15 protein-coding genes are annotated in these 18785 nt (G+C 66.6%); 9 read left to right on the forward strand and 6 right to left on the reverse strand.

All coding sequences use genetic code 11. The features are described 5' to 3' along the window. Window positions 1-65 precede the first annotated feature (65 nt). Window positions 66-1199: a phosphoserine transaminase gene (locus AC1VV3_RS06545; protein ID WP_431566641.1), complete on the reverse strand. Its 1134-nt coding sequence runs from the start codon at window positions 1197-1199 to the stop codon at window positions 66-68. A 272-nt stretch (window positions 1200-1471) separates the two neighbouring features. Here AC1VV3_RS06545 and AC1VV3_RS06550 point away from each other — a divergent pair, with 272 nt between their 5' ends. Next, window positions 1472-2194 carry an extensin family protein gene (locus AC1VV3_RS06550; RefSeq protein ID WP_132263930.1) on the forward strand — a complete coding sequence of 241 codons (723 nt, stop codon included), beginning with the start codon at window positions 1472-1474 and terminating at the stop codon, window positions 2192-2194. Here AC1VV3_RS06550 and AC1VV3_RS06555 read toward each other — a convergent pair. Then, the gene (locus tag AC1VV3_RS06555; RefSeq protein WP_431566640.1) at window positions 2191-3366 is read right to left on the reverse strand and encodes a hypothetical protein; all 1176 of its coding nucleotides are present in this window, start codon (window positions 3364-3366) and stop codon (window positions 2191-2193) included. The genes AC1VV3_RS06550 and AC1VV3_RS06555 overlap by 4 nt on opposite strands. A 205-nt stretch (window positions 3367-3571) precedes the next feature. Then, window positions 3572-4840, reverse strand: a complete 1269-nt coding sequence (locus AC1VV3_RS06560; RefSeq protein WP_132263934.1) for an amidohydrolase family protein — start codon at window positions 4838-4840, stop codon at window positions 3572-3574. 178 nt (window positions 4841-5018) lie between these two features. Here AC1VV3_RS06560 and AC1VV3_RS06565 point away from each other — a divergent pair, with 178 nt between their 5' ends. Beyond that, window positions 5019-6326, forward strand: coding sequence for a cytochrome P450 (locus tag AC1VV3_RS06565; protein WP_431566639.1), 1308 nt, complete (start codon window positions 5019-5021; stop codon window positions 6324-6326). Between the two features lie 69 nt (window positions 6327-6395). Here the strand turns inward: AC1VV3_RS06565 and AC1VV3_RS06570 are convergent, their stop codons facing one another. Next, a complete protein-coding gene (locus AC1VV3_RS06570) occupies window positions 6396-7796 on the reverse strand; it encodes an MFS transporter (RefSeq protein ID WP_431566638.1) in 1401 nt (466 codons plus the stop codon). Window positions 7797-7851: 55 nt separating this feature from the next. Further along, window positions 7852-8655: a 2-keto-4-pentenoate hydratase gene (locus tag AC1VV3_RS06575; protein WP_431566637.1), complete on the reverse strand. Its 804-nt coding sequence runs from the start codon at window positions 8653-8655 to the stop codon at window positions 7852-7854. 280 nt (window positions 8656-8935) lie between these two features. Between AC1VV3_RS06575 and AC1VV3_RS06580 the strand changes: the two genes are divergently transcribed. The 5 genes from AC1VV3_RS06580 to AC1VV3_RS06600 all read left to right on the forward strand — a co-directional run bounded on the left by AC1VV3_RS06580 (window position 8936) and on the right by AC1VV3_RS06600 (window position 14639). After that, window positions 8936-9970 (forward strand): LacI family DNA-binding transcriptional regulator, encoded by a 1035-nt coding sequence (locus tag AC1VV3_RS06580; RefSeq protein ID WP_132263942.1) that lies wholly within the window; start codon window positions 8936-8938, stop codon window positions 9968-9970. A 171-nt stretch (window positions 9971-10141) separates the two neighbouring features. Then, entirely contained in the window at window positions 10142-10978 is an 837-nt protein-coding gene (gene kduI, locus AC1VV3_RS06585) for a 5-dehydro-4-deoxy-D-glucuronate isomerase (protein WP_132263944.1), read from the forward strand. Between the two features lie 212 nt (window positions 10979-11190). Then, entirely contained in the window at window positions 11191-11961 is a 771-nt protein-coding gene (gene kduD, locus AC1VV3_RS06590) for a 2-dehydro-3-deoxy-D-gluconate 5-dehydrogenase KduD (RefSeq protein ID WP_134095284.1), read from the forward strand. Between the two features lie 14 nt (window positions 11962-11975). After that, window positions 11976-12986 carry a sugar kinase gene (locus AC1VV3_RS06595; protein ID WP_314464646.1) on the forward strand — a complete coding sequence of 337 codons (1011 nt, stop codon included), beginning with the start codon at window positions 11976-11978 and terminating at the stop codon, window positions 12984-12986. Between the two features lie 75 nt (window positions 12987-13061). Next, window positions 13062-14639 carry a carboxylesterase/lipase family protein gene (locus AC1VV3_RS06600; RefSeq protein WP_431566636.1) on the forward strand — a complete coding sequence of 526 codons (1578 nt, stop codon included), beginning with the start codon at window positions 13062-13064 and terminating at the stop codon, window positions 14637-14639. 3 nt (window positions 14640-14642) lie between these two features. Here AC1VV3_RS06600 and AC1VV3_RS06605 read toward each other — a convergent pair whose 3' ends face one another. Beyond that, the gene (locus AC1VV3_RS06605; protein WP_132263952.1) at window positions 14643-14924 is read right to left on the reverse strand and encodes a DUF1294 domain-containing protein; all 282 of its coding nucleotides are present in this window, start codon (window positions 14922-14924) and stop codon (window positions 14643-14645) included. A gap of 145 nt (window positions 14925-15069) precedes the next feature. On the opposite strand from AC1VV3_RS06605, the gene AC1VV3_RS06610 reads away from it, so the two are divergent. Both AC1VV3_RS06610 and AC1VV3_RS06615 read left to right on the forward strand, forming a co-directional pair. Then, window positions 15070-17238, forward strand: a complete 2169-nt coding sequence (locus AC1VV3_RS06610) for an RNA degradosome polyphosphate kinase (protein ID WP_165921346.1) — start codon at window positions 15070-15072, stop codon at window positions 17236-17238. A 47-nt stretch (window positions 17239-17285) separates the two neighbouring features. After that, window positions 17286-18782: a Ppx/GppA phosphatase family protein gene (locus AC1VV3_RS06615; RefSeq protein WP_431566635.1), complete on the forward strand. Its 1497-nt coding sequence runs from the start codon at window positions 17286-17288 to the stop codon at window positions 18780-18782. Window positions 18783-18785: the final 3 nt, after the last annotated feature.

Raw genomic sequence — 18785 nt, forward strand, 5'->3', positions numbered from 1 at the left:
TTCGCCGATCAGTGGATGGGCTCCGCCAGTGGTCCCGGATCAAGTCCGGGACGACGTGGAATGGTTTAGGCGGCCTTGACGGTCGCGTAGGCCCAGTCGAGCCACGGTCCGAGCGCTTCGACGTCGGCCGTGTCCACGGTCGCGCCGCACCAGATGCGCAGGCCCGGAGGGGCATCGCGGTATCCGGCGACATCGTAGGCCGCGCCTTCCTTTTCGAGGAGGGCCGCGAACTTCTTGATGAAGTCGGCATCGGCGCCGTCGACGGAGAGGCAGACCGAGGTCTTGGAGCGGGTGCCGCTGTCGACTGCCAGATGGCTCAGCCAATCACGCTCGGCGACGATCTTGTCCAGCGCGTGGGCATTGGCGTTCGAACGGGCCTTCAGCCCTTCGAGACCGCCCAGGCCCTTGGCCCATTCCAGAGCGAAGATCGCGTCCTCGACGGCGAGCATCGAGGGGGTGTTGATGGTTTCGCCCTTGAACACGCCCTCTGCCAGCTTGCCCTTCGAAACAAGGCGGAACACCTTGGGAAGTGGCCAGCTGGGGGTGTAGTTTTCAAGGCGTTCAACCGCGCGGGGGCCGAGAATCAGGACGCCGTGGCCGCCCTCGCCGCCCAGAACCTTCTGCCAGGAGAAGGTGGCAACGTCGATCTTGGACCAGTCGATGTCGTAGGCGAAGACCGCCGAGGTGGCGTCTGCGAAGGACAGGCCCTCGCGGTCGGCCGGGATCCAGTTGGCGTCCGGAACGCGCACGCCCGAAGTGGTGCCGTTCCAGGTGAAGAGCACGTCGTCGGACCAGTCGATCTTGTCGAGGTCGGGCAGCTGGCCGTAATCGGCGCGGAACACGGTGGGTTCCAGCTTCAGCTGCTTGACGGCGTCGGTAACCCAGCCCTCACCGAAGCTTTCCCAGGCCAGCGCGGTCACGCCGCGGGCGCCGAGCATGGTCCACATGGCCATCTCGAAGGCGCCGGTGTCGGAGCCGGGGACGATACCGATGCGATGCGTGTCGGGCAGCTGCAGAACTTCGCGCATCAGATCGATGCAGTACGCAAGGCGCGTCTTGCCGATCTTGGCGCGGTGCGAGCGGCCGAGTGCTTCGGTGTTCAGCTTTTCGGGGGCATATCCGGGCGGCTTGGCGCAGGGACCGGAAGAGAAGTGCGGACGCGCAGGTTTGCGCGCGGGAACGCTAATAATATCAGTCATTTCTGACTCTCCTTACAGAGAGCACGCGCGGCGTTGGGACCGCGTGGCCCGGCGCTGCGTCTAAAGAGGCCGGGAAATTTGTCAAACGATTCTCCGGTCGCTTGCGCCAGATCGTTTCCCGTTTTCGATCTTTCGCAGTGCTTCCATGCGCAAAACCAGCGGAATTCCCCGCATTCGCTATTCGGTGGAAAACTGCGCGCCGCGCGTTTCCCGCCTCATGGCGGGCCGGGTAAGCTCCCGTTCACGCCAGTCCCGGATGCTTGGACGCGATGATGACGCCCCGGATTACGACGCCGCCGCACCGATTGCTGCCTTCACGGTCTTCGCTGGGCCTCTCGCTGCTGCTGCCCCTGGCGGCGGTTCTGAGCGGCTGCATCGATCGCGCGGAACAGCCGCGCGGACGAGGCGCCCGCCCCTCGGCCCAGTCGCGCCCCGCCGCGCCGCCGCCTTCCCGCGAACTGCGCCAGTGCATGGCAACGCTCGGCGCGCAGAACGCCGTCTTCACGCCCGTGACGGACCGGTACTATGGCAACGGCTGCTCCACCCTGGGCACGGTGAAACTCTCGGCCCTGAACACCGACCGGGCGACCGTATCGGTGACCAACCTCGGCCCCGTGACCTGCACCACGGCCACGCCCTTCGCAGCCTGGGCGCGCTACGGCGTCGACCGGGCGGCGCAGCAGATCCTCGGCAGCCGCATCCTGAGCATCGAGACTTATGGCAGCTACAACTGCCGCAATGTCGCCGGCACCGCGCGCCGCTCGGGCCATGCCACCGCCAATGCCATCGATGTGTCGGGCTTCGTCCTGGCCGACGGCCGCCGCATCACCGTGCTGGGCGACTGGAGCAACGGCACCCCCGCCGAACGCCGCTTCCTGCGCGTCGTCCACGACAGCGCCTGCAAACGCTTCGGCACCACGCTCGGCCCCGATTACAACGAAGCCCACAAGAACCACTTCCACCTCGAAGCGGACGGCGCGAACTTCTGCCGCTAAGGCTTCGCGTTCATCTTGGAGGTCAGGTCCATCGTCATCAGTTTCGGCAGGCCGGCCTTCAGGTTGAGCCGCGTGTTCGTGACTTGTGCGGTATCGGCTACGACCATGAAGCGCTCCCGGCGCAGCATACCGGTGGAATCGGCCGGAAGGTCAAGCGGCGCATAGCGGCGCCCGACCAGGGCCTTTTTCATGATGGCGATCAGCCCTGAGCTTACCTTGGGGGCCTGAGACACGATCTCCACATCCCGAACCGCGCCGTCCGGGCCGATCCGATAGTTGAAATCGACCCACTGGTTCGCCCCCGCGGTCGGCATGACATAGCCGAGTTCGGCGGACGAGCCCGCCCCCAATTCGACCGAAGGCGCATAGATCAGGAGCGGCGTCGAAACCTTGACCCCGGCCAGCCCCCGCATGACCTCATCCACGTCTGCATCCTTGTCGGAAAGGAGCTTGAGCCTGGCGGTCAGGGCATGAGCCGCATCGCGCATGGGCTTCATGGCGGGATCTGTCGTCTCGCGCAAAGCCGCGTAGCGCTTTCGGCTTTCATAGGCATAAGCCGGATTGACGCTGGCAGCCATGGCGTAGAACCGCAGCGAGCGGAACATGGCGGCACCCTGCACCGCCGGCCAGCCCGATTCCTCCGCGCGCCGCGCCACCGCATCGTACATGTGAACGGCCGCGGAATACTTGCCTTGCCGCAGGAAAACGTCGGCCACGGTCAGGCGTTTGGCGGCAATGGAGGGATCGTCAGCCGGCAAGCCTGCCTTCAAGGCATCGATCGAGTCGAAAGTCGCTATTCGCCCGTAATCGGGCATGCCCAGCAGTGAAGCGACGTCCGCATCGAACTGTAGCAATCCGCTTACTTCCCGGGGCAGGCTTTCGGCATAGCGCTTGTTGCGGGAGCGCGACTTTATGAGCGTTTTACGCGCGCCCTGGATTTCACCGGCGACGAGCTGGTTCTCCGCATGCTCCATGGAGGCAGCGATATCTTCGGCGGGCGTGCAACGCCGGGCGAGGCACTGCTCCAGCGAGGCCGCCGTGGAGCGCAGGCTGCGCCCGGTGACCGTTACCATCGAATCCGCGAATTCGTCCTGGGCCGGCGCCACCCGAACGGGGGGCGCCTTGTTCGCCGAGTCGGCGGCTTGCAGCAGCAGAAGCGGTAGAATGAGCATCACGATCTCCTCCAGGGGCGAGGATGGAACGAGGACCGGAACGGGGCACGATCCAGCGATTACTCATTAGCATGTAGTAAAATACAAGATTATCAAGGCTTCGTAGCGCGCCTGTGCGCGATCGCCGCATGAGAAACTACCGAACCGGAGTGAACAGTGCCGGAGCGACTGCTCGCCCCGGCACGGCTTCAGGCTTTCGATCTACTCAGAACGGCAGTTTGTAGAAATTGACCGCGTTGTCCTGGAGGACCTTCTTCTTCACCGCGTAATCGTAGCCGCCCAGCACGTCCTTGATATGCGCCTGCACGCCCGGATAGAGCGAGGTGGGGTGCGGGAAGTCGGTTTCGAACATCACGTTGTCGACGCCGATGGTTTCCAGCAGCAGCTTGGGCGCGATCTTCTCGAACCAGAAGGTGCACTTGAAGTGGTCGCGGAAGTAGTCCCAGGGCTGCTTCTTCAGCACGTTGCGCTTGCTGGGGAGCATTTCCTGGAACTGGTGTTCCAGCGCTTCCACGGCGAAGGGCACCCAGCCCATGCCGCTCTCGATCAGGCCGATCTTGAGGTTGGGGTGACGGTCGAGTCGGCCCGAGACCATCCAGTTGCCCAGCGTCGCGGCATTGCCGATGGAGAACATCGTCGCGACCACCGACAGGGTCTGTTCGAAAGCGAAGCCTTCCCAGGTCAGGGTGTTCGGATCGATCGCGGCGTTGAGGTGGAAGTTGAGCGAAATGCCTTCCGCGTCGATCATTTCGAGGAACGGCGTCCAGTATTCATGGTTGAAGCTGGGCACGCCGACGCGCTCGGGCGTATCGGGCAGCACGAAACCGCGCAGGCCCATGTCGATGCAGCGGCGGGCTTCCTTCTCCATCTCCGCCTTGTTCCAGAACGGCAGGTGCGCCATCGGGAACAGGCGCTCGCCCGAGTCGCGCTGATATTCGGCGTTGAAATCGTTGAACACTTTCATGATCGTGACGGCGAGATCATCATCGCCCAGCGTCATCAGCATGCCCGCCTGGGTGATGCCCGAGTTCTGGAAGCAGATCTGCGCATAGACGCCCATGTCGTCCATCGCCTTCAGGCGCGGGGCGATCTCGTGACCACCCGGATGGGCTTCCTCCAGGGTGGGGAAGGCCAGGCGGCCGAGCAGCTTGTTGTTGTCCTTGCGGATCACGTTGCCGCCCAGCGAGCCGCAGTTGCGGTCACCGATGTACCAGCGGTCCACCCCGTCGGCATCGCGCTTCACGAACGGCATCTTGGCCTTCAGGCCCACCGGCGCGCGGTCCGTGAACAGCGTCGGCGGTTCGCTGAGGTGCGTGTCCGTATCGACGATCTTGATGCCTTCCAGCGTCGGATCGAGGCCGCCGGACTGGGTTGCGTAGTCAACCTCGCGGATCACTCCGCCCTTGGTGTAGCCTTCCGCCGACCAGTACTTGCGCGCAGATTCCTGCATTTCCTTCGTGTCGCCATCAGCCATGGCCTGTCTCCCAAAACAATTGGGGCTCATGTCGCAACCTCGGGGGCTGCGGGTCAATCGAGAGCCCAACGCCGAGACGATGAATGGCCGCAACCCCTGCCGGGAACGGCGCGCGCGCTGCGCTGCGCCTTGCCGCGCGGGGGATGCCCGGGCATCCATGGCCTCGGGAGAGAACATCATGCCACAAATCCGAACGCTCGACGACATCCGCGTCGATTTCGATGCCGCCCCGGACAACGTTCCGAAGGATCGCATCGTCGACCTGGGCTTTGCCATGGGCACCGAGCCCAACGACCTCCTGGACCCCTACGAGCCCTGCGGCTGGCTTTCCGGCCCGGAGATCCCGCGCCTGCTCTACGCGCCGCCGGCCCGGCACGGCCTGGGCGCAATCAGCGGGCGGCAGCAGGGCAACTGGGTGGTCAGCCACTATGAGGACATCGAGCGCGTCTATACCGACAATGCGCATTTCTCGAATTCGGGCACGGCCGAATTCCAGCGATTGATCGGCGAGACCTTCAAGTCGATCCCCCTCGCCATCGATCCGCCCGACCACCAGAAGTACCGGCTCTACCTGATGCCCTATTTCTCGCCCGCCCGGATCACGCGCGAGCTGGAACCGCGCATCCGCGACGTGGTGACCGAGATGATCGACGCCGTGGCGGGCAAGGGCGAGGTCGACATGGCCTGGGACTTCGCACGGGTCTATCCGGTGCGGATATTCATGGGCCTGATGGGCTTTCCCGACGAGAAGTTCGAACAGTTCCTCGACTGGGAATGGGACATCCTCCATTCCGGCAGCCTCGAAAAGATGCAGGCCGCACTGCGCGGCGTGCTCGAATTCCTCCGCGGCTTCATCGCCGAGAAGGAAGCGGAACCCGACGAGCACCTCGTCTCCGCCATCGTCCACGGCAGGATCGGCGGCCAGGCCGAAGGCCGCCCGCCGACCGAGGACGAGAAGATCGGCATGGTGTGGTTCCTCTGGCTGGGCGGCCTCGATACCGTGGCGGCCACCATCGCCCAGATGTTCCGCCGTCTCGCGCTCCAGCCCGACCTGCAGCGGCGCATCCGCGAGAATCCGGCGCTGATCAACTCGGCGGTCGAGGAATTCCTGCGCACGCAGCCGATCCTCTCATCCGCCCGCACCGCCACCCGGGACTTCGAGTGGCACGGGATCCAGGTGCGCAAGGGCGATTCGTTCTCCTGCCTCAACCCCTCGGGCAATTTCGACCCTGCCCATTTCGAGAACCCGCGCACCTTCGATCCCGAGCGCAAGGCCAACCGTCACTTCACGTTCGTGGGCGGGGTGCACATCTGCCTCGGCGCGCACCTGGCGCGGCGCGAGCTGCGGCTGCTGCTGGAGGAATGGTTCGCGCGCATTCCCGAATTCCGTGTGAAGCCGGGCGCGGACACGGCCGTGTTCCCGGGGCTGCTGTCGATCCGCAACCTGCCGATCGTCTGGGACGTGACGTCACCGCCAGCGTCGTAGCCGAAGCGGCAGGTGGCCGCAGGTTCCGGGGGCATCGCCCCCGGAACCTGGCCGTCAAGTCCGGCGCTCTCAGACTTTCGCCGGTGCCAGCCTCGGGCTGAGCAGGTGAACCACTGCCAGCGCCAGCAGATAGGCCCCTGCGCAGATCCCGAAGAGCACCTCGTAGCTGTGCGTCGTGTCGAGAATGTAGCCCGCGAAGAGCGCCATGCCCATGCCGCCGAAAGCGCCGACGGTGCCGCCGATGCCCACCACCGATCCCACCGCACCGCGCGGGAAGACGTCGGACGGGAAAGTGTAGAGATTGGCCGAGAAGGCCTGGTGTGCGGCCGTGGCGATACCGATCACCAGCACGGCGGCCCAGACGCTGTCCAGCGACTGCGCGAACCAGATCGGCAGCACGCAGAAGGCGCAAATCAGCATCGTGATCTTGCGCGCGAAGTTCGGCGTCTTCCCCGCCTTGATGAGCCTGGAGGAAAGCCAGCCGCCGCCCACGCTGCCAAGGTCGGAAATCAGGTAGATCGCCGCAAGCGGCAGGCCGAAGGTCTTGAGGTCGAGGTTGTAGCGCTCGAACAGGTAGCCCGGCAGCCAGAACAGGAAGAACCACCAGATCGGGTCGATCAGGAACTTGCCGAGGGCGAAGGCCCAGGTCTCGCGGACGGTCAGCAGCTTCGACCAGCCGATCTTCTCGACCGGGTCGGCCGGGTCCTGCTGGATCCACGCGAGTTCGCCGCGCGTGACGCGGGCGTGCTCGTTGGGATGGCGGTACATCGCCCACCAGGCGATCAGCCAGAGAATGCCGAAGATGCCGGTGACGAAGAAGGCCACGCGCCAGTCGAACCAGAGCACCAGCAGCGGCACGATCAGCGGCGTCAGGATCGCGCCGACATTGGCGCCGGCATTGAACAGGCCGATCGCGAAGGCGCGCTCCTTCTGCGGGAACCAGTCGGTGACGGCGCGGATGCCGGCGGGGAAATTGCCCGATTCGCCGATGCCGAGGCCGAAGCGCGCCATCGCGAAGGAGGTCACGCCGCTGGCGAAGCCGTGCGCCATGTGGCTGATGGTCCAGATGACCAGGGCGATGGCATAGCCTATCCGCGCGCCCAGTACGTCCACCACTTTGCCGAAGGAGAGGTAGCCGATCGCGTAGGCGAGCTGGAACCAGAAGACGATTCCCGCGAAGTCGGACTCGGTCCAGTGGAATTCGGCCTCGAGCGTGGGCTTGAGCACGCCGATCATCTGCCGGTCGATATAGTTGATCGCCGTCGCCGCGAAGAGCAGCGCGACGATCACCCAGCGATAGCGCCCCGCGGTGGGATGGATTCCCTGGCGGTCGGCCCCGGAACCGTCTGCTCCGGGAACCCCCGTTGCGGATTTGGCGCTTCCGGATTGGGCGCCTCCGGAGTTGGCGCCTCCGGAGTTGGCGGCTCCGGAACCATCCGTGAGATGGCTTTCGGGAATGCCTGCGTTCATCTGATCCTGCTCCCTCTTCGGCGGCACCGTTTTCGGGCCTGCCGATGCATTCTTCCTATGCGGGCACCGCCGCCGCGATCTTGCAGCCTATGCTGCCATGTCCCTCGAAATGCGCCAGAACCTTCTGCCCCGGCACCACCGGATGGACCCCCGTGACCGCGCCGGTCGAAACCCAGGTTCCGCCGCTGCAGTCGATACCGCGCGAGGCAAGGTTCGCAAGCAGGAACCGCACCGCGCCCAGCGGGCCGTCCAGCATGGTCGCGGTGGTTGCCGAAGCGATTTCCTGCCCGTCGATCTCGAAGCGCACGGTGATCGCCTCGAAAGTGGCGGTCTCCCAGCCTTCCAGCACCGGACCGATCACCATGCCGGCGTTGTTGCCGAAATCGGAAACGGTGACCGGCGGCCCATCGGCGTTGATGCCGGGGTAAGGCGAGCTGGCCACTTCGATGCCGATGTGCACGGCGTCCAGCACCTTGCGGGTGGCCTCGTCATCGGCGGGCACGACACCGTCCCAGCCCGGCGCGACATGCAGCAGGAATTCCGCTTCCGCCGCGGCGAAGCCCCGGGCGAAGACCGGCATTTCCGGCGCCTCGGCCGCAGCGACGGTGACGACGCTGTCCGTGAAGATGGGCCCGGTCAGCCGGTCGGCGCCCAGGCGCGTGTCTTCGGGGACGTTGATCCTGCCCACTTTCCAGCCCGCGACCGTGCGGCCGTCCAGCCCGATGGCAAGGTCCTGGATCGCATAGGCGGCGGCAAGATCGGAAGGTGCCTCTCCGGGGTATTCGGCCAGCGCCCGCATCTCGCGCCGCGCCGATACGAATGCCCCCGCAATCGTTCTGGCCTGCTCGTTGGAACTCATCCCAAACCCTTCGTTGTTCTGGTTGCCGTCGTTAAAGGAAACCGGTGTCATGCGCAAATCAAAAGCGCGATGCCTCTCGATCCCGTGGCCTTGTCAAAGGGTTGCATTGCCGGGGCAGCGGGTGGAGCGGAGGGCGTGTACGCCGCAGGTGGCGGTAACGCGAAATTGAGGGCTTCCAAGATATGGAAACCGGTGTCATCTTGCCTTTCCGCGCGCAAGAAGGCAAGCGGCTCACAACATATCGGGCGAAGCCGCAAGCGGTGCCGCCAAAGGGGCTAGGATGCCGGACGAATTCAGACGCGACACCAAGCCGACCATCAACGACGTCGCGCGCCTTTCCGGCGTCTCCAAGAAAACCGTCAGCCGCGTCATCAACAAGTCCCCGCTCCTGGGCCAGGCCACGCGCGAGAAAGTGGAAGCCGTGATCGCGGAGATCGGCTACGTGCCCAATCCGCAGGCGCGCGCACTGGCGCTGCGCCGCAATTTCCTCATCGGCCTGATCCACGACAACCCGAACGCGCAGATGGTGCTGGGCGTGCAGGAAGGCATTCTCGAAGCCATCCGCGACACCGAGTTCGCCCTCGTCGTGCGCCCGGTGGACCGCCACTCGCCGACGATGCTGGAGGACATCCGCCGCTTCATCGAACAGCAGCGGCTCTACGGCGTGCTGCTGCTGCCGCCGATTTCGGAGAACGACGGGCTGGCGGCGGTCTGCCGCGAACTGGGCTGCACGCTGGTCCGCATGGGTTCGGCCCGGCTGGACGACGACAGCCACCTCGTCGCCTCGAACGACCGCCATGCCGTGCGCGAAGCGGTGTCGTGGCTGACCAGCCTGGGCCATCGCCGCATCGGCTTCATCGCCGGACCCGAGGGCTTCCGCTCGGCGCATGAGCGCGAACTGGGCTTCATCGACGGGCTGGCCTCGGCCGGGCTCAAGCTCGATCCGAAGATCGGCGCGCGCGGGGACTACCGCTTCGAATCGGGCCTGGCCGCGGGGGAGCGCCTGCTCTCCGCCGATCCGCGCCCCACCGCGATCTTCTGCAGCAATGACGAGATGGCCGCCGGCGTCCTCCATGCGGCGCGGGCCAAGGGCATTTCCGTGCCCGAGCAGCTCTCCATCATCGGCTTCGACGATACCGCCATCGCCGCCCATATCTGGCCGCCGCTCACCACCGTGCGCTGGCCGATCGTGCCGATGGCCACGGCCGCCGCGCACAAGCTGATCGACCCGGGCGGCGCGGCCGACCAGCCTTCGCTGTTCCTCTCCGACCTGGTGCGCCGCGCCTCGGTAGCCGCGCCCGAACGCACGGCCTGAGCGCCGACCGGACACCCGGCCCGCTGCCGGGGCCGAAAACGGACGCGCCGGAACCGGGGAGAAACACGCCCGGCGGAACATTGACACCGGTTACCAAGACCGGATAAGACTTGACCTGAAGCGTAATAACGTCCCACCATACGGAACTGAATTCCACAAGGGAGAGCCCCCGTGTTCTGCAAGACCTACCACGCCACCCATCCCGACATGATGGAGTGCGTCTCCAACGAGGAACTGCGCGATCGCTACCTCGTCACCGGCATGTTCGAAGACGGCAAGGTCAGCCTCAACTATTCGCACAACGAGCGTTTCGTGATCGGCGGCGCGGTGCCCTCGCAGGGGCCGCTCAAGCTGCCCGCCCAGACCGTGCCGAAAAGCGCGGAAGGCCACCCCTTCCTTGAACGCCGCGAAGCCGGCATCGTCAACATCGGCGGCCCGGGCGCGATCACGGTCGACGGCCAGCGCTTCGAAATGCAGAACAAGGAATGCCTCTACGTGCCCATGGGCTCGACCGAGGTGACTTTTGAGGGCGAGACCGCCCGCTTCTACATCGCCTCGGTTCCCGCCCACAAGACGCTGCCGATCAAGCACATCACGCTCGACCAGGCCAACCCGCTGGCGCGCGGCGATCTTGCCAATTCGAACCAGCGCACGATCTATCAGCTGGTGATCCCCGGCGTCTGCGAGAGCGCGCAGCTGCTGCTGGGCCTCACCGTGCTGGAAGAAGGCTCGGTCTGGAACACGATGCCGCCGCACCTTCACGACCGCCGCTCGGAAATCTACCTCTACTTCGAGCTGCCGGAAGAGAACGACCGCATCTTCCACTACATGGGCGAACCCGACCAGATGCGCCACATCGTGATCGCCAACGAAGAGGCCGTCATCAGCCCGCCCTGGTCGATCCACATGGGCTCGGGCACCAAGAAGTACGCGTTCATCTGGGCCATGGGCGGGGAAAACCTCGACTATACCGACATGAACGTGCTGGATATCTGCCAGCTTCAGTAAGGCAGCAGCCTTTCGGAACTTGCCTCGTCGCTCCCCTGCCCTCGTCTTTGCGAGGAGCGGAGCGACGAAGCAATCCAGGGCGTCGTCGACAGCCGCTCTGGATTGCTTCGCTACGCTCGCAATGACGAAGTGGGGGCCGAAGAGGAGCGGGGGCCGAAGATGGGTTCGGGCGATTTCCGGGCCACGAACGAGATTGGGACAGGACTTAACTTATGGCGATTTCCTTCAGCCTCGAAGGCAAGGCCGCGCTGGTGACCGGCGCCAACACCGGGATCGGGCAGGCCATAGCCGTGGCGCTTGCGGAAGCGGGCGCGGACGTTGCCCTCGCCGGCCGCAGCGAACCGGCCGAGACCATCGCGCTGATCGAAGCGACCGGGCGCAAGTGCGTGAACATCAAGGCCGACCTCTCCTCGATCGAGCCCGTGGGCCGCGTGATCGACGAGGCGGTGGCCGGGCTGGGCAAGCTCGACATTCTCGTCAACAATGCCGGCATCATCCGCCGCGACGACTTGCTCCAGTTCTCCGAGGAGGACTGGGACGCGGTGATGGACACCAATCTCAAGACGCTGTTCTTCCTCAGCCAGGCGGCGGCCAGGGGCATGGTTGAGCGCGCCCGGGAAGGCAACAGCGCCGGAAAGATCGTCAACATCGCCTCGCTGCTGACGTTCCAGGGCGGCATCCGCGTGCCCAGCTATGCGGCGGCGAAGTCCGGCGTGGGCGGCGTGACCAAGGCCATGGCCAACGAACTGGCGCCAAAGGGCGTGCAGGTCAACGCCATCGCGCCGGGCTACATTGCCACCAACAACACCGCCGCGCTGCAGGGCGACGAGACGCGCAACCGCCAGATTCTGGAGCGCATTCCCACCGGCCGCTGGGGAGATCCCAAGGATATTGCCGGCGCCGCCGTGTTCCTGGCTTCCCCGGCTTCGGACTATGTGACAGGACACGTCCTCGCCGTAGACGGCGGTTGGCTCGCGCGCTGAGGAATTTCTAGACTATGACTGGCCACGTTACCTGCTTCGGCGAAGTGCTGATCCGTTTCGCCACCCATGACGCGCGGCTGGTGGTCCAGTCCGATGCGCTCGACATGGTCGTGGGCGGCGCCGAAGCCAATGTCGCCTCGGGTCTTGCCTCGCTCGGCCACGAAGTGCGCATGGTGTCCCGCCTGCCCGCCAACCCGCTGGGCGACAAGTGCCGCGCGGCGCTGGGCGCAGCAGGCGTGGGCCTTTCCGGCGTGACCTCCGGGCCGGGCCGCATGGGACTCTATTTCCTGGAGACCGGCGCGGGCCTGCGCCCTTCGGCCATCACTTACGACCGCGCCGGCAGCGCTTTCGCGCAGTCCGCCGTGGACGATTTCGACTTTGCCGCCGCGCTGGACGGCGCGCGTTTGCTGCACTTGTCCGGCATCACCCCGGCGCTCGGGCCGGGCGGCGTCTCGCTGGCCAAGGCCGCAGTGCGCGCCGCGCAGGAAGCCGGCGTGCCGATCTGCTTCGACGGCAACTACCGCGCCCTCCTCTGGGAAAGCTGGGACAGCAACCCGCGCGAGATCCTTACCGAGATGGTTTCGGCCGCCACGGTGATGATCGGCAACCACCGCGACATCTCGCTGCTGCTGGGTGAGACCTTCTCCGGCGACGGCGCCGACCGCCGCCGCGAAGCGGCCGAGGCGGCCTTCGCGGCCTTCCCGAACCTGCAGGTGATCGCCTCGACCGCGCGCCATGTCGTCAATGCCGGCCACCACCGCATCGCCGCCCGCGTCGACGGCCGGGACGATGCCGTCCAGACCGCCGAAGCCGACGTGACCGGCATCGTCGACCGCATCGGCACCGGAGACGCTTTCGCGGCCGGCGTGCTGCACCAGTGGCTGGAGGCGGGCGACTTGTCCGCCATGGCCCATGCGGGGCTGGCCTATACGGTGCTCAAGCACTCGCTGCACGGCGACATGAGCCTCATCGGCCGCGCCGAACTGGACGCCTTCTCGATTTCCGGAGGCGATGTCAGGCGGTGAGCCTGAGCGCAAGCTGAGGCCGGCCGGATCGTCGCCCCGGACCCGATCCGGCACGACCTGGGGGAGAGGGAGCATATGACGGCACCGCGCATCACTCGCCGCACCCTGGTGGCCTCGGCAGCGGCCCTTGCCGCAGCCCCCGCGCCGCTTCTCGCGCGGCCCTCGCCGGGCTCGGCCGCCGCGCCGGTCGTCGGCCGCTACACCGGCCTTGCCGAACAGGGCGTGCTCGCCTTCAAGGGCATCCGCTACGGCCGCGCCGCGCGGTTCGCGCGGGCAGTGGCCGAACCCTGGGCCGGGCCGCCGGTCAAGGCCCGGGCCTTCGCCCCGATCTGCCCCCAGCGCGGCCTCGACAGCGAGCGTCAGGCCGAGGACTGCCTCTTCCTCAACCTCTGGACGCCCGAGGCGAACCCGGCCGCCAGGCGCGCGGTCATGGTCTATTTCCACGGCGGCGCCTATACCACCGGCTCGGTCACCGACCCCCTCACGCACGGCGCCCGGCTGGCGGGCAGCGGCGATGTGGTGGTCGTTTCGGTGAACCACCGCCTCAATGCCCTCGGCTATGCCTGGCTCAAGCCCTTCGGCGCGACGTATGCCGACAGCGGCAACCTGGGCCAGCTCGACCTCATCCTCGCGCTGCAATGGGTCCGCGATCACATCGCCCGGTTCGGCGGCGACCCGGCGCGCGTCATGGTGTTCGGCCAGTCCGGCGGCGGCGCCAAGATCGCCACGCTCATGGCCATGCCCGCCGCACGGGGACTGTTCCACAGCGCCGCGACCATGAGCGGCCAGCAAGTCCAGGCCAGCGGCCCGATGCACGCCTGGGCGCGCACGCAGGCGCTGATGGCCGCCGTCAAGCTCGCGCCCGGCGATGTCGAGGGCCTGCGCAACCTGCCGATCGAACGGCTGGTGGACGGCCTTGCCGCCACCGATCCGGTCATGGGCAGCGGCCCGCTCTACTTCGGCCCGGTGCTGGACATGACCAATCTGCCGCGCCATCCCTTCTGGCCGGACGCCGCGCCGCAGTCCGTGTCGGTGCCGATGATCCTGGGCAATACCCGCGAGGAGACGCGCGCCTTCCTCGACCCGCGCGGCCCCAGGCTCAAGGGCCTCGACTGGAGCAACCTGGCCGAGCGCGTCGGCCGCGAGGTCAAGATCGACCTCGATCCGCAGTGGATGATCGACCAGTACCGCGCCCGCCAGCCGGACTGGACCGCCGAGCAGATCTACTATGCCGCCACCACCGCGGGCCGCTCATGGCCGGGCCAGGTGATCGAGGCGGACGCACGCGCCAGAGCCGGGGCCGAGGCCACCTGGGTCTACCAGCTCGAACGCCCCTCGCCCGTCGATCCCCTGCGCGGCGCGGCGCATACCGACGACATTCCCTATGTCTTCGGCACGCTCGACGCTCCGGGCAGTTTCTCCGGCACGGACGACAAGGCCCGGGCGCTGAGCAAGACGATGATGGCGGCCTTCACCGGCCTTGCGAAAACCGGGCGTCCCGGCTCCGGCGATCGGGCAGCGGACTGGCGCCCTTACACCGTCCCCACGCGGGCGACGATGGTGTTCGGCGAGGAGACGCGGATGGAGGACGACCCGCGCGGCTGGCAGCGCAAGCTCTGGGCTACCGCGCCTTACGTCCAGCCCGGCACCTGATCGTCAGGCCCAGGCGGCCCAGATCAGGCCCGCCACCACGCCCGCCTGAACCGTCACGATCCAGCGCAGCCGGTCCACGAACGGCTGCTTGCGCGTCTTGTGCCGCAGCACGCGGCGCGCCAGCAGGGCGCCGGGCGAGCCGCCGAGCGCGGCGAACGCCAGCAGGCGCCGCTCCGGCACGCGCCGTCCGCCCGCGATCGCCCGGCCCTTGTCGAAGGCGAAAGCGAAAAAGGCGATGAGGTTGGCCAGGGCGAGATAGGCGGCAACAAGGGTGGGAATGTCCATCCCCGCCGCCATTCCAGCAGAGCGCGGCTCCGTCCAGCCGAAAGAACCGGCAAACCGCCCGTAAGACTGGCCAGACTGCCCGCAAACTGTCATCGTGGCATGCAAGTGCAGTGACTGACACGGAGCAGATGTGAAGAGCCAGGACATGCTCGAAATTACCGAGACCACCGAAGCCCCGGAAATCGTCGAGGTCGACGATATTTCCACCCAGCCCGCGCGGTTCTTCAACCGCGAGCTGAGTTGGCTCGCCTTCAACGAGCGCGTCCTCGCCGAAGCCACCAATCCGAACTATCCGGTGCTCGAACGCCTGCGGTTCCTGTCGATTTCCGGCAGCAATATCGACGAATTCCTGATGGTGCGCGTCGCCGGTCTCGCCGGGCAGGTCCGCCGTCAGATCGAGGAAATCTCGATCGACGGCCTCACCCCCTCGCAGGCGCTGACCTCCACGCACGAGAAAGTGATCGAGCTGGAGCAGATCCAGCAGGAAACCTGGAAGGACCTCAAGCTCCAGCTGGCCGATTGCGGCATCCGCGTGGTGGGCGACGCCCGCCTCGACGGCGACCGCGAGGCCTGGCTGCGCAGCTACTTCCTCGAACACGTCATGCCGGTGATCACCCCGCAGGCGATCGATCCCGCGCACCCCTTCCCCTTCGTGGCCAACCAGGGCATCGGCGTGCTCTTCGCGCTCACCCGCCTGGCCGACGATGCACCGGTCATGGAAATGGTCCTGATCCCCGCCCCGCTGCCGCGCTTCGTGCGGATCCCGGGTGAGGACGCGGCCTGGATTTCCATCGAGGACCTGATCTGCCGCAATGCGGACGAGCTGTTCCCCGGCTTCGGCGTGAACGGCCACGGCGTGTTCCGCATCCTGCGCGACAGCGACATCGAGATCGAGGAAGATGCCGAGGATCTGGTGCGCTACTACCGCACCGCGATCCAGCGCCGCCGCCGCGGCCTGGTGATCGTGCTCCAGCTTCAGGGTGCCTTCGATCCTTCCGCAGAGGAACTGCTGCGCAACCAGCTCGGCCTCGACAAGGCGCTGATCATGAAGACGGAAGGCCTGATCGGCTTCTCCGGCCTTTCCGCGATCTGCGACGAGGATCGGCCCGAGCTGAAGTTCGAGCCCTATTCCCCCCGCTATCCGGAACGCATTCTCGAACATGACGGCGACATCTTCGCCGCCATCCGCGAGAAGGACATCGTCGTCCAGCACCCTTACGAAAGCTTCGAGGTGGTGATCGACTTCCTGCGCCAGGCCGCGCGGGACCCGGACGTGATCGCCATCAAGCAGACGCTCTACCGCGCCGGCAAGCAGTCCGCGATCATCTCCGCGCTGATCTACGCCGCCGAACAGGGCAAGTCGGTGACGGCGGTGGTCGAGCTGAAGGCCCGCTTCGACGAGGAGCAGAACCTGCTCTGGGCCAGCCAGCTCGAGCGGGCGGGCGTCCAGGTGATCTACGGCTTCGTGGACTGGAAAACCCACGCCAAGACCTCGATGATCGTGCGCCGCGAGGGTGAGGGTTACCGCACCTACTGCCACTTCGGCACCGGCAACTATCACCCGATCACGGCACGCATCTATACCGACTTGTCCTACTTCACCGCCGATCCCGCGATCGGCCGCGACGTGGGCCGGCTGTTCAACTTCATCACCGGCTATGTCGAGCCCAAGGTGACCGAGTGCCTGTCGATCTCGCCGATCTCCCTGCGCTCGACGATCTACGCCGGGATCGACGGCGAGATCGAGAATGCCCGCAACGGCAAGCCGGCGGCGATCTGGGCCAAGCTCAATTCGCTGACCGATCCCGACCTGATCGACCGCCTCTACGCCGCCAGCCGGGCCGGGGTGGACATCGACCTGGTGGTGCGCGGCATCTGCTGCCTGCGCCCCGGGATCGAGGGTCTGTCCGAGAATATCGCGGTCAAGTCCATCATCGGCCGCTTCCTCGAACACTGCCGCATCTGGGCCTTCGCCAATGGCGCGGAACTGCCCAACCGCAAGGCCAAGGTCTACATCACCTCGGCCGACGCGATGAGCCGCAATCTCGACCGCCGGGTCGAGGTCATGGTGCCGATCACCAACAAGACCGTGCACGACCAGGTGCTGGACCAGGTCATGCTGGCCAACCTGCTGGACACCGAACAGTCCTGGATTCTCCATCCGGACGGCACTTCCGAGCGCGTGGGAGAGAGCGACAACCCGTTCAATCTCCACCGCTATTTCATGACCAACCCGTCGCTCTCCGGGCGCGGCGCATCGCTTGCCAGTGGACGAAAGGTGCCAAAGCTCTCGCTAAGGCGCGGCAATATCTGACATAGGGAGCGCAGGCAGCCCGCTCCCGGGCGATTCGTCTGAACGGAATGATCGGCATTAGCCACAGCAGCGAAAAGCGCGCAATTATCGACATTGGTTCGAACACCGTGCGCATGGTCGTCTACAACGGGCCGCCGCGTGCGCCGGTCGTCATCCTGAACGAGAAGGTCAATGCCCGGCTCGGCCGCGATCTGGGCAAGACCGGTGCGATCAACGACAAGTCGATGAAGACCGCGCTGGTGGCACTGGCCCGGTTCTCGGGCCTTTTGCGCCTGCTCGACGTCAAGGACGTGGAGTGCGTGGCCACCGCCGCCGCGCGGGACGCTTCCAACGGCAAGATCTTCCTCGATGCCGTGCGCCAGTTCGGCCTTTCGCCGCGCCTGCTTTCGGGCGAGGAAGAGGCCCGCGCCAGCGCCACCGGCGTGATCGCCGCCTTCCCCGGCGCGCACGGCGTGGCCGCGGACCTTGGCGGCGGCAGCCTGGAACTCGTGGAAATCGCGGAAGGCCGCAGCACCGGCGGCATCACCCTGCCGTTCGGCACCCTGCTGCTGCCCGACTTGCGCGCCGCGGGCGAGAGCAGGTTCTCCGAAACCGTGCACAAGGCCCTCGACAAGGCCGGTTGGGGCGATCCCCATGACGCCAAGGGCCGCGGCCAGCCGCTCTACATCGTCGGCGGATCCTGGCGCGCCCTGGCGCTTCAGGCGATGCGCGCGCTCGACTTCCCGGTGGACGATCCCCACGGCTTCGAGCTTCCCGCCTCCGAAGCGCTGCGCCTCGCGCGGGTCTTTGCCAAGGGCAAGCTCAATGACGTGGATCCGCGCATTTCCGCCAGCCGCCTCGCCACCCTGCCCGATGCCGCCGCGCTGATGGTGGAAGTGATCGCGCGGCTCAAGCCGTCGAAGCTGGTGTTCTCCTCGTGGGGCCTGCGCGAAGGCCTGCTTCATGCGCAGCTTCCCGCCGAAATCCAGGCGCAGGACCCGATGCTCGCCAGCGTCGCCGGTTTCTCCGCCTCGGCCCGGGTCACGGCGGACGACGCCATGGCCCTCGCCCGCTGGACCGCGCCGGTCTGCCGTGAGGAACCGCAGGACCGCCAGCTTCGCCAGGCCTCCGGCCTGCTCGCCCTGGCCGCGATGCGCACCGAACCGAACCTGCGTACCGAGGAAGCCATGACCTGGGCCCTGCGCAAGCGCTGGATCGGCCTCGACATGCACGGACGCGGCATGATGGCCATGACCGTCTTCGCCAATTCCGGCCAGACCGAAGTGCCCGAACAGTTCACCCGCCTCGCCGTGCAGGAAGACCTGGACCGGGCGATCGGCTGGGGCCTGGCTGTGCGCCTGTGCCGCCGCCTTACCGGCTGTTCGGCGCAGGGCCTTGCCCAGAGCGCCGTCCGCAGCGAGGACGGCAAGCTGGTGCTCACCCTCTCTCCCGCCATGCGCCCGCTCTACAGCCCCGGCGTCGCCAAGGACCACAAGGCGCTGGCCGATTGGCTGGGCCTGGCCTGCGAGGTTCGCGATTCCAGCGGGCTGGCCTTGGTGGATTGAACG

This window comes from Novosphingobium sp. BL-S-34, from assembly GCF_056857015.1.